6 protein-coding genes are annotated in these 13741 nt (G+C 45.4%); all 6 read left to right on the top strand.

The genetic code is table 11. The features are described 5' to 3' along the window. Nucleotides 1-29 precede the first annotated feature (29 nt). The 6 genes from AACQ93_RS11480 (at nt 30) to AACQ93_RS11455 (ending at nt 13657) form a co-directional block, all read left to right on the top strand. A complete protein-coding gene (locus AACQ93_RS11480) occupies nt 30-2156 on the top strand; it encodes a hypothetical protein (protein WP_064605123.1) in 2127 nt (708 codons plus the stop codon). Between the two features lie 67 nt (nt 2157-2223). Beyond that, nucleotides 2224-7155, top strand: a complete 4932-nt coding sequence (locus tag AACQ93_RS11475; RefSeq protein WP_084419134.1) for a DNA repair ATPase — start codon at nt 2224-2226, stop codon at nt 7153-7155. Continuing rightward, nucleotides 7148-7855, top strand: a complete 708-nt coding sequence (locus tag AACQ93_RS11470; protein ID WP_064605122.1) for a phospholipase D-like domain-containing protein — start codon at nt 7148-7150, stop codon at nt 7853-7855. The genes AACQ93_RS11475 and AACQ93_RS11470 overlap by 8 nt, the downstream gene beginning before the upstream one ends. Continuing rightward, complete coding sequence (locus tag AACQ93_RS11465; protein ID WP_064605120.1) at nt 7852-8928, top strand: toxic anion resistance protein; 1077 nt, start codon at nt 7852-7854, stop codon at nt 8926-8928. The genes AACQ93_RS11470 and AACQ93_RS11465 overlap by 4 nt, the downstream gene beginning before the upstream one ends. Nucleotides 8929-9148: 220 nt before the next feature. Continuing rightward, entirely contained in the window at nt 9149-11014 is a 1866-nt protein-coding gene (locus AACQ93_RS11460) for an MFS transporter (RefSeq protein WP_064605118.1), read from the top strand. Nucleotides 11015-11392: 378 nt separating this feature from the next. Then, entirely contained in the window at nt 11393-13657 is a 2265-nt protein-coding gene (locus AACQ93_RS11455; protein WP_064605110.1) for a M9 family metallopeptidase, read from the top strand. Nucleotides 13658-13741: the final 84 nt, after the last annotated feature.

Here is a 13741-nt window from a genome sequence, read left to right as displayed (position 1 = left end):
TTGTTATTTGTCTACAAAGGAGTTGTTCGATGATTTTGTCTCCAAGCATGATATTTATTCTTGCTGGTATTGGAATCGCGTTGGTAATTTTATTGTTCCTGACCTCGCGCTACCGAAAAGTTCGTAATGAGGGGGAAGCATTAATTATCAATGGGGTTGATCGGACCCGTGCTTCTTTGACAGGTACATTCGTGTGGCCGATTGTGAACCGTGCGGAATATATGGATATTACCCGGAAAAAGATTTCGGTTGTGCGCAGCGGCCGTAAAGATCAGGAAGGCGAAGAATACGAAGGTCTTCACTGTAAAGATAATATTCGTGCTGACCTGAAAGTTGATTTCTATATCGGTGTAAATCACGAAGAAGACGATATTATTCGTGTTGCGAAACTTTTCACCACTCAGGGAGCTTCAAATCCTGAGCGCTTGAAAGAGCATTTCCAGCCAAAATTCTCCGAAGCATTGAAAACAGCGGTTAAGCAGTTTGATTTTGAAGAGCTACTCACTAATCGTCGTGCGTTCCGTGATGCTGTTGTCAGTGTTATCGGTAGTGAAATGGATGGCTTCAAAATTTATGACGTTGTTATCGACAAAGTTGATCAGACAGCTTTGGATGCACATGATCCGGACAACATTCTTGATGTTGAAGGTATTCGTAAGATTTCAGCTATTACCTCGGTGAAGAACACTGAGACTAATGCTATTCGCCAGGATGAAAAGACATCTATTAAAAAGAAAAACGTTGAAGCAGAGGCTAATCGGCTACAGCTTGATAAGCAGGAGAAGGAAAGTATCGCTCGCACTCAACGTGAAGTAGATATCATCAAGGCTCAAGAGCAGGCTCTGGCGGAAGAAAAGCGTCAGGAATATACCCGAGTAACTCGTCTTGCCGAGCTGGAAACCGAAGAAGAAGTGCTGAAGAGAAAAGAAAGCGTCAATATGGAAGTCGAAATGACCCGTATTGCCAATCAGCGTCAGGTTGCTATCCAGCAGGAAGAGCTTAACCGTGCGGTTGAAACCGAGAAGGTGAGAACGGCAACTGAAGTAGTTCAGAAGGAAATGGATAAAGAAACAACGGTTGAAGAGTCGTTGAAGTCCGTTGCCGAAACCCGCTCTCAACGTGTTGAAATCGAACGTAAGATTGCCCGTGAGGAAGAAGAAACAGAAAACCTGCGTGCCACGGAACAGGTTAATCGTGCGAAGAAAGTACGTATGGTTGAGGCAGAAGCCGAAGCTGAAGCTAAGCAGCTTGAGTTGCTGGTAGCGGCGAAAGCCGAAAAAGAAGCGGCGAAAGAGCGTGCGGATAAGAAGCTGATTGAAAATGAAGCTGAAATTAAGATCCGCACCCGTGATGCTGAAAATGAGCTGGCGGTTCAGACTCGAATGGCTGAAGCCGAGTATGCGGTGAAAGCGAAAGAAGCTGAGGCTGAATTCTTCAGGCAGGAACGTGAGGCTGAAGCTGAATTTCTTAAGCAGGAGCGTGAAGCCGCTGCGAAAGAACGTATGGCTCAGGCTGAGAAAGAGCATATCAGCGCAACCGGCCTTGCTGAAGTTGAAGTGGAACGTGAGCGTGCACTGGCAATTCGTGAAACCGGTGAAGCAGAAGCTTATACACTTCAGTCTGCTGGTGAAGCTGAAGCTCAGGCACTTCGTGCAAAAGGTCTGGCAGAAGCTGAAGCGCAGACAGCCCGCTTTGAAGCTGCTCGTCAGTATGATGATCAAACCCGTGAACACGATAAGTGGGTAATGCAGCTGCAACAAGAGAAAGATCTGGAAATTGCCCGCATCAATGCACAACAGGAAATCTCTTCTGAAAGTGCTAAGGCACTGGCTCAGGCATTGGCTGCAGCAGACATCAAGCTGTTTGGCGGTGAAGGTATGGAACAGATTCGTCGTACAGTGATCGACTCAGCGGCGCTGGATAACCGTTTCACAGATTCGGAAGTTCTGGCTCCTTTGGTGAATGAATACCGTAACGGTTCTCGCAGCCTGCCTCAGGATTTGAAAGATATTCTGGAAAACACTGACCTTAAATCCAACGATATCAGCAATATCGCGATAGCTAATTTGCTGAACTCAGCAAAGAACCCGGCTGATCTGATATCTACGCTGAAAGAGACATTATCAGGCAAAGCTGAAAGCAATCTTGATAGTTAACTGGCAGTTATAAATTACACCCCTGCGCTGCTGTGGCGCAGGGGTGTTTTTGCAAGGATTGAGTAACGTGACAGAAACAACTGACAATGCGATCGACAAGGCCGTAAGTGAGGGCGGAGCATACGAAGTCCTTAAATCGCGGCTTTCCCGACAAGGGGAAGATCTTAAAGCGCTGGTGCAGGCATTTAACCAGAAAAGACAGGAAACCTTTGGCGGTAGTGAATTTTCACTGATTGGTAAGGCAAACGTCCAGACAGACACTCGCTGTATCCCTGTTGATATGGCACAGGTCAATGGCCAACTGCTGTTTGGTTATCAGGTTTATATGGGGTTGAAATCAGCACCGGATATGAGTGATGTATTCGGGCTGTATAATCTAAGCCATAATGATGGCACCTACCGCATCGAGCCCGCAGGTCTGGATAATTCTTTCCTCAATGACCCTCAATTTACCCACGAATTTACCGAACTTTTCACCTATTACAAAGACGCTCGCCTTTCACAGATCTGCCGACGGGAAAATATACTGTATCTTGCTTTTCAGATCGGGATGCGTTCGGAGGACAGGAAAGTATTCCGGTTTGAAATCGGTAAGCAAGCGGTGCGTTATCTTGATGCTCAGGGGCAACGGGAACTGGCTGCAGCACGTCAGCATGACTTCGAATGGACAGAGACAACCCGTGATGATCACATTATTGGTGAGCACCCACATGTATCCATCAAAGACCGGCTATTTGTTGAATGTGTTGGTGGTGACTTAACAATTAAGGTTGAGAACAACACTGATGAAGGGCACGGGATCTATGATGAACCGGTGGACGATGCCTATCAGACCATTGCAGATGCTGAGATTGCCTATGCCGAGGTTGGTGAGCTTATATTGCTTAAGATGTTACCGAACCGGGAAAAACAATACCGTTATTTCATTTATAACTCACTGAGTCAACAGGTTGTCAGGGCTGATGCGATAGGTGTTAGTGCTAAGGCTTTGCCGGAAGAACACGGTATTTTGTATTCGCACGGTTATGTACTGGCTAACGGAGAAAGTAAGAGCTTTGAAGAGCCATGGCAGGGGTTGCGCTTCTTTAAACAGGTTATATCGCCCAACGGGGAAGATTTGCTTTATTTCTTCTTCGATGTCGAAAAAGGTTCATATGTTATTTATACCTATAACCTGATTGAAAAGGCTTTTTCGTCACCGATGCACAGCCATGGTTACAGCTTGTATCCGGATGGTCGGATGCTAATGTTCCGGGTATCAGAGAATGCTGAGGCTGCGACCATTCATCCTTTGCGGATCTGGCAGACGCCGTTTACGGATGCAGAGCATTACGCAAAACAGGATCGCCAAGGCTCAAGTAACCCGTTTCTGGCTAACCTCGGTAATGCCGAATTGGTTCGGGCATTGTCATCTCTGTTATCAATTTGTCAGTTGGCGCAGACAGAAGAAGTCAGCCAGGCCGTCTACGAATCACTGCTTAAAACCTGTCAGACAACATTGGATCTTTACGACTGGTTAACTCACTTGTCTGCAATAGGGCTTGGTGATGCGGTGAATCAGTTAATGGCTACCGCAGATCTGATCATTGATGAATTTGCCAAAGTCAGGCAGTTGCAATTGCATGCAGAAGAAGCACTTGAGCAGCAACAAGCGAAGGTGAATGAGCTGATCGGTGCGCTTAAGCTGGCACCACGTGATGAAGCCAGTACGTTGTTGGGACTGCTTGCTCAGGTAAAAGCGGAAGTGGGTAACGTAATGGCTTTACGCCAGTATCGTTATATGCCGGAAGAATCTGTCACGGCGATGCAACAGCAGCTTGATCATGAAAGAGATGATCTGAATAAAGTGCTGCTTGATCTGCTTCAGGATGAAAAAGCCTATCGTCCGTATAAACAAGATATTGCTGCGATAGACGATCATCTGCAAAACGTAGAGAAAACGGCTGATTTAGCTGAACTGCAGAAGCGTGCAGATAAAGTTAGAAATGAGTTGGCACTGGTTTCTGAAGAAGTGGCCGATATTGAAACTGATGACCCGACCATGGCGACCAGAATTCTGGATCTGACGACGGAAGTAACAGCTAAGCTGAATGCCTTGTCGGCGAGATTGAGACAGAAACATCAGGCTCTGCGAGGCGGTGAAGCAAAAGCTGAGTTCAGTTCTCAGTTCAAATTGTTAGCTCAGTCTGTTAACAGTGCGATGGAGCAGGCGCTGACCCCGGATCAGTGTGATGAACAATTGGCAAAACTGATCGGTCAGCTGGAGAAGTTGGAGTCTCGTTTTGCTGATTTTGATGAGTTTCTGGCAGAGATTTATACCAAACGTGATGAAATTCAGTCGACGCTGGAAGGTCATAAACAACAGCTGATTACGGCCCAGCAGCGTCGAGTCCAAAATCTGAACCAGGCTGCTGATGTTACGTTTAAAAGCATCGAAAAGCGGGTAGCACGCTTTGAAGATGTAGCCGCACTAAACAGCTTCTTTGCCACAGACAATATGGTACAGAAGCTTCATCAGCTTTCCCAAACCATTCGTGAATTGGGAGACAGCGTAAAAGCGGATGCTATCGACAGTCGCATCAAGTCTGCACAGGATCAGGCATTACGAGCCCTGCGTGATAACCAGGATATCTTTGAACAGGGGGGTAAGGTTCTTCGCCTGGGTAAACATAAATTCAGTGTTAACCAGCAGGCATTGGATCTCAGCTTGGTGGAGCAGAATAATGCACTGAACCTGCATATCACCGGAACCGATTATTACGAACCGGTTAGTGATCAGGCATTTCTTGAGTTACAGGCATTTGCCAAACTGGATGTTGCTTCAGAAACGGACGATGTGTACCGCGCAGAGTATCTGGCGTACAGCGTGTTAAAAGCTGCGCAGCAACAACGTGAAGACTTGTCGCTGGAGCTGCTAGAGAAGGCGTTGAAAGAAAATGCTCTGCTTAAGCTGATTCAGGCTTATGCTGCTCCCCGTTACCGGGAAGGTTATGTAAAAGGTGTTCATGATCATGATGCTGAGCTAATTCTCGCTTCTTTGCTGTCGTGTTACGAGCAAGCAGGACTGTTGCGCTTCGATCAGGCTTCGCGGGCAAATGCATTGCTTTGGCTGGTGGCACTTGGAGATGAGGCGTTGGAAAACTGGCGCAAACAGGCCAGAAATGCCTTGTTAATGAAAGAACATCTTACGTCAGATACGGCATTCAACAGCCTTAAAGCAGAGTTGACAGCAGGAATACCTCGAATTGTAGCTTGTGACGCTGAGCGATGTGCTGATTATGCAATTCGCTTACTTGGTCAGACAACATTGCAGGTTGAAGTAGGCAGGGATGCGATTGAACTTTGCCATGTGTATATGGCATTCCGTCGTAGTCTTGGCTGGCAGCCGGAATCAGGTATTGATGCTGAAAATCGAGGAACCATCTTTGCGGATCACCTGCAGTGGCTGACTGCCTACAGTGAACACCAGCAACAAGGACATGATTTTGTAACCGAAGCGGCAGCATTGGCAACAATCCGTGATAACAGCAAAGTCTTGCTGAGTCCGGTTGAATTCTCATTACAATTGAAAGTCAGCGGATTATTGGGAGAGCATCGTCGTCTTCGCGAAGGCGCTTTAACATTGACGCTTGATGAATACCTTCAGCGTTGCGAACACCACGATTCACATACGATTCCTAATTACGATGCTTACCTCAAACAAAGAGCAGAATTGCTGGAAGAAGCCAAGCAGGGATTACGCCTTGCTGAATTTAAAGCTCGTCCGTTGACTTCTTTTGTACGAAATAAGCTGATCAGTGACAGTTATCTGCCGCTTATCGGTGATAACCTCGCCAAACAGATGGGGGCGCTGGGGGATAGTAAGCGAACAGACCTGATGGGGATGTTGCTACTTATATCACCGCCAGGTTACGGTAAAACCACACTGATCGAGTATGTTGCTCATAAACTTGGGCTTGTATTCATGAAAATCAATGGTCCGTCGATTGGTCATGAAGTGACGTCGCTGGATCCTCAGGATGCACCGGATCAAAACGCGGCTCGAGAAGTAGAGAAAATCAACCTTGCCTTTGAAATGGGCAATAACGTCCTGCTATATCTGGATGATATCCAGCATACCAATCCGGAGTTTCTGCAGAAATTTATTTCCTTGTGTGACGGTACTCGGCGGGTAGAAGGTAGTTGGAAAGGGCAGACCAAAACCTATGATATGCGTGGCAAGAAATTTGCCGTGGTTATGGCCGGCAACCCTTACACTGAATCGGGCGAAGTCTTCAAAATCCCAGATATGCTGGCAAACCGTGCCGATATCTACAACCTGGGTGACATGTTGTCAGATCAGCGTTCCGCCTTTGAGTTGTCTTTCATTGAGAACTCATTGACATCGAACTCAGTCCTGGCTCCTTTGGCAACACGAGAGCTTGACGATCTTTATAAACTGATTGCTATGGCTGAGGGAGAAGAAGTGGCATTGAGCGATTTGAATCATCCGTATTCATCTACGGAAGCTAATGAAATTGTCACCACGTTGCAAAAGCTGATGGTTGTTCAGGGCACTGTTCTTAAAGTGAATAAGCAATATATCGCTTCGGCTGCGATGGCCGATGAGTACCGGGTTGAACCGCCATTCAAACTGCAGGGTTCGTACCGGAACATGAACAAACTAGCAGAGAAAATCTCTCCGGTGATGACTGAAGAAGAATTGCAGACTCTGCTTCAGGATCACTATCAAGGTGAGGCGCAAACCTTGACTGCCGGTACGGAGGAGAACCTGCTTAAGTTGGCTGAAATTCGCGGTGTAATGAATGACGAACACCAACAGCGTTGGCTGTCAATTAAAGAAGGTTATCAGCGCAGGCAACAGCTTGGGGATTCAGACGATCGAGCCGGACAAATTGTGCAGCAGATGGTGGCTCTGAACCAAAGCGTAAATAAAGTCGCTCACTCACTGACTCAGGGACGTTTGGGGCAAACCGGAAAGGAGGCAGAACATGACTAAGTTTGAGGTGCAGGCTTTGCTTACGCAGAGTTTTGAAGACTTCAGGCTGGATAACACCGAACGGCGAGAGTTGGCTGATGTACTGGCCGGAGCAGGATTTAAGACTGAGGATATTTCATTTCTGCGCAACAAAAGCTTCGCTTTGGTACAGGAGACACTGAGGGAAGGCGGCGATGGTTTGTTGGCGCTGAAATGGTTGGAACAGGTTGTTAAGCAGCTCGACAAGGCGCGTAGCGGAGACGCGATTGCTGAGTCATGGTTTTCACCGGGTAACAGCTGTATCAACGGGATCAGGCATCAGTTTAAGCGTGCCGTAAATTCAGTTGATATCTGTGTATTCACTATTGCTGATGACCACCTTACAGAAGAAGTGCTTGCGGCCCATAGGCGAGGAGTGAAGATCCGGGTCATCACAGATAATGACAAAGTGAATGATGTTGGCAGTGATATTGAGTACCTGGTTCGGCAGGGTATCCCGGTCAAAATTGATAATACCCGTTATCACATGCACCATAAGTTTGCGATTTTTGACGCCAATCGCATGATTAATGGCAGTTTTAACTGGACTCGCAGTGCTTCACAGTTCAATTCCGAAGATCTGACACTGACTGACGACAGTCGCCATGTTGAGGCATTTTGCCGTCACTTTGACAAATTATGGCAGTCATTCCCAAATTACAGTGAAGAAGGAACCTTATGACACAAGAATCATCAATAGCTGTTGAAGTGCGGTTGAGTGATGCCGAGAAACAGCGGGCAGAGGCATTGGCTGAACAGCTTAATCCGTTTGATACGGTTTCAACATTGGTTTTCGGCAAAGAGGCGTTGCAAAGCATCACCGCATTTTCTGACCGGGTTCTGTCTGATGTCAGGGCTAGGGATACTGGTGAGGCGGGTGAAATTTTGCAGGCTATGGTCAGCAATATGAGCAGCTCTCAATTTGATGAGCTGGGTAAGGGCAGCTTTTTGTCGCGCTTACCGCTGATTGGCGAGCTGTTCCACTCTTTTGGTAAGTTTGTCAAAGGCTTTGATAGCATTAAAGGTCAGCTGGATGAGCTGGCCGGTAAACTGGAAGCTCAGGAAGTAAAATTAGCCGGTGATATTCAGCAACTGGACGGGCTTTACAATGAAAACCTGTCACTTTTGCATCAGTTGGATATTTATATTCACGCCGGACAAATCCGTGTCGAAAAGCTGAAAAATGTTGAGCTGGTGGAGCTTAAAAATAAAGCAGAACAGAGTGGAGATGCGCTGGACAGCCAAGCTTATCGTGATGCGCTCCAGGTGATGTCTCGGCTTGAGAAGCGGGTGCACAACCTTTGTCTCGCCAGGATGGCTGCGATTCAGACCGCACCGCAAATTCGCCTTTCGCAGGAAGGTAACAAGATGCTCATGGAAGATATCCAGGACATCATTCATAACACCCTTCCGCTGTGGAAACGTCAGTTCCTGATTGCTATCTCGAATTTTGAAAAAGAGAAAGCATTGAAGGTAACGCGCTCAATTAAAGACTACACCAATAAGCAGTACATTCAAAATGCTGAAAAACTGAAAGCCTTGGAAGAGCAGATATCGGAAAACTACCAGCGTGGTATTCTGGATATTGAGTCGCTTCAAAAGGTGAATGAACTGACTATTGAGACGCTGAAAAATACCCTAAACCATGTGAAGGAAGGGAGGGTTAAACGCCAGCAGGCTGGTAAGGCCCTGGAACAAGCTGAAAATGATCTGAAGTTTGCTTTACAGGAAACTTTTGATGAATCCCAAGCCTGATTGCTTTTTGCTCATCAGTTAAATCTTAAGGCCGTGGCAATAGTCACGGCTTTCTTATCTTTGCCATTGGCAATATCGCAGCTTTCATCTCGTTTCATTAATTCCTTGGTTTAGCTCCAATGATAAAAAACAACGTAAATTTTAATTGAACAATGTTCGATTGGGTTGTATTGTAAGTACATCAACTCATAAAGACAGATGATTTCAACGAGGAAAAGTTATGAATCAGTTTTCGTTACTGGGGAAAAAGCGGTTTTTGCCTTTTTTTATGACTCAGGCTTTGGGTGCATTTAATGACAATCTGTTTAAGAATGTGCTGCTGTTATTCATTGCTTTTTCAGGACTGTACAGCCAGGAATCCAGTACCGCACTGATTAATCTGGCCGCAGGCCTGTTTATTCTTCCATTTTTCCTGCTTTCACCCATTGGTGGCCAGTTGGCGGATAAATACGAGAAATCGTCGTTAATCCGTAAGATTAAACTTACAGAGATAGTGATTATGTCCGGTGGTGCGCTGGCTGTGTGGTTTCAGTTTGTGCCGGGGATGCTGGTGGCGCTATTCCTGATGGGGGCACAGTCTGCACTTTTTGGTCCGGTGAAGTTCGCTTTGATGCCACAACACCTCAATGGTAAAGAACTGGTTGGTGGTAATGCCGTTGTTGAAATGGGAACATTTACAGCCATTTTGGGCGGAACTGTATGTGCGGGTCTTCTGTTTGATTCTGAATTTTCAACAATGTTAGTTGTGACATCAGTACTATTGCTGTCTGTTTTTGGATACTTGGCCAGTCGCTCGATCCCTTATGCGAAAGCCAATGATCCTGAGCTTTCGGTGAACTGGAATCCCGCTTCTCAATTAATTCGCACCGTTCGTCACGCAAAAGAAAACCGTACTGTATTCCTGTCTATTTTGGCAATAAGTTGGTTTTGGTTTATCGGTGCAACTTACCTGACTCAGTTACCTAACTTTGCCAAAGAATTCCTGGGTGGTAATCCTCAGTTGGTGACTTTATTACTGACCGTTTTTTCTGTGGGGATTGCAGCCGGTTCCCTGATTTGTGAAAAAATGTCTGGTGGAAAAATAGAGTTGGGTATTATTCCTATTGGCGCTCTTGGTATCAGCATCTTTGGTTTTGATCTGTATTTTGCCTGCCAACAGCTGGTCACAGAAACAGGTATGACGGTTACGGCTTTTCTGAACCATGGTGAGAACATAAGGTTACTTGCAGATCTGGCTTTGGTGAGTGCAAGTGGTGGTATTTTTGTCGTGCCATTGAATGCGCTTATTCAACAACGTAGCGAAGAAAAAAGTCGGGCACAGACTATCGCCGCCAATAATGTCATGAATGCTTTGTTTATGGTGCTAAGTGCGGTGGTTGCTGTGTTGGTGCTGAATGTTCTTGGCCTCTCGATATTGCAGTTATTCCTGATGATCTCTGTGCTGAATGTGCTGGTTTCACTTTATGTGTTTTCTCAGGTTCATGAGTTCTTGCTCCGCTTTGTTATTTGGGTATTGAGTCATACCATCTATCGTGTCAGCCATAAGGATCTGGAAAATATTCCTGAGCAGGGAGCGGCGGTATTAGTGTGTAATCATGTCAGTTATGTGGATGCTTTACTGATTGCCGGTTCCTGTCCTCGTCCGGTACGTTTCGTTATGGACAAAGACATTGCCAATATCCCAGTGGTTAAGTATTTCTTTAAATGGGCAAAAACTATTCCGATTTGTGCTCGTGGTAAGTCACCGAAAACCTATCAGCAGGCATTTGACAAAGTGAGCGATGAGCTGGCTGCCGGAGAGATTGTCTGTATTTTCCCTGAAGGAAAATTGACTAAAACCGGTGAATTGAACGAGTTTAAGAAAGGGATAGAAAAGATCATAAGCCGAAATCCTGTGCCGGTTATTCCGCTTGGATTGAAAGGTGTCTGGGGATCGTTCTTCAGCCATTGTAACGGCCGGGCATTTACAACTTTGCCATCTCGTTTTTGGTCAAAAGTGGAAGTTGTAGCCGACAAAGCGGTTGCTCCGACTGATGTCTCTGCGGGAGCACTGCAGGAGAAAGTGCAGGCTTTGATCGCCAGTTAATTAATTGCTACCCATGGTAAATAAAAGCCAGCAGCTGAAAAGTTGCTGGCTTTATTTTTACTTATTATTTCAATTTTGAAGGTAATAAATGACTGCTTAAAAGGATAAATATTAGTCATAAAAAGTAGCCTCGTTACCTAAATTAGCACAAAAAAATCATCAAATAGTTCTTTGGTGGAACAAACTTCAAAAAAACAAAACTCGGCATGAACCTATAAATAAATCAAGTGATGTCTGTCTCAAATATATTGTAGAGTGATAAATATAATTTCTTGGCAAAAGAAATTTCACAACAGAAATCAGAAATGATCTTAATCACGACTCAGTTCGTGAGGGTTAGGTCTACTTGAAAAATAATAATCAAGAAAAGGAATCAGTATGGCTATTACCAAAAAAGGGTTATCAATATTGATAACTTCCTTATTAGCTAGCAGTCCGGTTTTCGCAAATAATGCTGAGAATCATCAACCATTACCTCCATCTGGCGTAATTAATCTTGAGCAGAATATTCCTGTGCAGGAAGTTCAGTCTCCGGCTGAAATTATGGCTCCGATTACCATTCCTGCGCCAACACAGGTAGAACTTCGCGAGAAAACACCAATTGAAACTCGCTATTTGATGGAATTTGCCGATTCCAACACTTGCCCTGATTATAATAAGTTTGCATCACTATCTGGTGAGGCGTTATTTAACTTTATCCGGGAAACTTCGGGTGAATGTATCGGCCAACTTTATCGTCGTAATGATTCAGTTGCTGTAAATACTTATCAGCCATCTAAAGTTATTGATGTTGCAAGAAGGGCTGCTCAGATCGCTCCAACATATGATTCGTCAACTGGCGATGATATGTATAACTTGTTCTATTATCTGCGTGGTGCATTCTACGTAGAATATAATAACAATCAGCTCACTTATCAGAATAACAAACCGCATCAGGCAATGCTTCCATTACTAGAAGCTTATAGCCGTAACCCTCATATCTCTGAATTGACTGAAGATCAGGGACGCACACTTGGTGAATTCTTCACAACCTGGGATAGCAGCAAAAATTATATCCAGAGTGTTGATGTTGTTACCCGTTACTTAAACGAATTCAGCCCTGAGCATTTGCAAAGCTGGGCACACCGTAATGCACTGACCAGCGCATTAACCGTGCTGTACCGTGCTAGCTGGGATGCGACCTATACCAAGGCCGCTGAACAGCATACCGCGCTTCGTCAGGCTTTGTTGAAAGTTGCGAACTCAGAGTATATCTATAACTCTGAATACAGCTATGAAGCGACTGATGCGCTGAGAGAGTACGCGCGCTTCCTTGAATATCAGCGCTACTGGAAGTTACCAGAAGAATTTAAAACTGAAATCAATAACGGCATCGTAGACTTTATGTCTCACTTTGATCGTTATTCAAACCCATGGGCAATTGCTGCCGGACAGCTGGATACTTACAACCCAGGTGAATGTGAAAAATTCAACATCTGCGGTTGGAAAGAAGGTTTGGCTAATCAGGTGCTGAGCATTCATTACTCATGTAGTGATACCATCAAGATCCGTGCTCAGAATATGACGCAGTCTGAGCTTCAGCAGTCTTGTGATCTGTTAGCGGCTGAAGAAACTTTGTTCCACAAAGTACTGAAAACAGACAACCAGCCAGTGGCTGATGATTTCAACACCAACCTGGAAGTGAATATCTTCGATTCTGCTGATGAATACCGCAACTATGCCGGTACGTTATTTGGCATCAGCACAGATAACGGTGGTATGTATCTGGAAGGTGATCCTTCTGTAGAAGGTAATCAGGCTCGCTTTATTGCTCACGAAGCAACCTGGCGTGATGACATTCTGGTATGGAACCTGCGCCATGAATACATTCACTACCTGGACGGCCGCTTCAATATGTATGGTCCGTTCAATCACTTCCGTACAGATACCGGTAAGTCTGTTTGGTGGTCAGAAGGTCTGGCTGAGTACATCTCTCACCAAAACCGTTATGACGAAGCGATCGATTTTGCCCGTCAGCGCAGCTATCGCCTGAGTGAAATCATGAACAACAATTACTCTAGCGGTCAGGAACGTATCTATCGCTGGGGCTACCTGGCTGTTCGCTTCATGTTTGAAGAAGCACCAGAGATGGTTGATCAGTTGATGGGATATGCTCGTGCAGGTGATGCAGAGGGCTGGTTGAATTACATCAATACATCAATCGGTTATTCATTGGATCAAAGATGGTACAACTGGCTGCTGACTGTTCAGAGCGATGACACTCCGCTAAATGGTAACACTCCAACACCGAGCGTTGTGCCGGACAGCTGTAAGTACCAGGGACCATATGGCTACGGTCAGGTCAACTACGGCGAGACTGTTTGTGTAAGTAACCGAGGCGGTAAAGCTTACTACTACTTCTTTGTGAACGATGATGTTGAAAGCATCAATATCAACACAGCTCACGGTGAAGGTAATATTGATCTTTACTACAGCCCTTACACATGGGCAGAAACAAATTACTTCTCTGCTAAGTCAACTAATGAAGGCAATCAGGAATCTCTGACAATCAACAATCCGCAAAGCGGTTGGCAGTATGTCACTGTAGTTAGCGGTCCTTCAAGTGAGGGTGCAAGCCTGAAACTGGATGTGACAACCAAATAACAGTTAGCCTATACAAAAGGAAGTTAAAAGCCCGCCATGGTTTTTATGGCGGGCTTTATTTTTGTGGTCAACTTTTCTGGATGT

Origin of the sequence: Photobacterium sp. J15 (assembly GCF_963870815.1) — a bacterium.
In the GTDB taxonomy this organism is placed as follows: domain Bacteria; phylum Pseudomonadota; class Gammaproteobacteria; order Enterobacterales; family Vibrionaceae; genus Photobacterium; species Photobacterium marinum.
Note: the sequence above shows the minus strand (reverse complement) of the source record. Positions and strands in the feature narration are given on the sequence as shown.